The following is a 573-nucleotide window of genomic DNA, read 5'->3' on the forward strand; positions in this document are numbered from 1 at the left end:
AAGCTTTTTTACTTTTAATAATATTTTTCCAGATTCATCTACAAACTAAAAATATTATTTTGAACTTAGATTTCTAATCTGATTTTTCATGCTGAGACAATACATTTTTTGATAAATGATGGATACTGATAACAACTGATAGCCAGCAAATAGCATAAGCAGTAGCTGTAGATTGTGTACCGATAAAGTATGTCTTTTCAACTAAGAGCTGACCGATGAATGGAGAGAGGAGATAGAGAAGTCCGATGAGTATATGTTCTTTGTGTTTCATTAAAGCGCACCTTCTTTCCTTATAGGCTGAACGACTTGCAAGTGTTCAATTTAATGGTATGTTATCTAGGTAAGCTTACTCAAATGATAGTTCCCGCTTCCTCCTTTCCAAAGTAAGCCTTTTCACACTTATATTTTACAATTTTAAAAATAGAAAATCAAATTATTTTATAAGTAATTTTACTTACATTTCCCCCAATCTTACAAAAATGTAAGATTAAAGTCTCTTTTGTAAGGTTAGGTTATGGCAAGCGGTCTTTTTTTGATGTAAACTAGACTCATAAAGAACAAAGGCTGAGACTA

At 31.4% G+C, this 573-nt stretch carries 1 protein-coding gene; it reads right to left on the bottom strand.

The annotated features are described in order from the left end of the window. Window positions 1-73: 73 nt before the first annotated feature. The gene (locus SMIDD26_RS05935) at window positions 74-271 is read right to left on the bottom strand and encodes a hypothetical protein (protein WP_061439469.1); all 198 of its coding nucleotides are present in this window, start codon (window positions 269-271) and stop codon (window positions 74-76) included. Window positions 272-573 lie beyond the last annotated feature (302 nt).

Origin of the sequence: Streptococcus mitis (genome assembly GCF_001579035.1) — a bacterium.
Classification (GTDB): Bacteria; Bacillota; Bacilli; order Lactobacillales; family Streptococcaceae; genus Streptococcus; species Streptococcus mitis_J.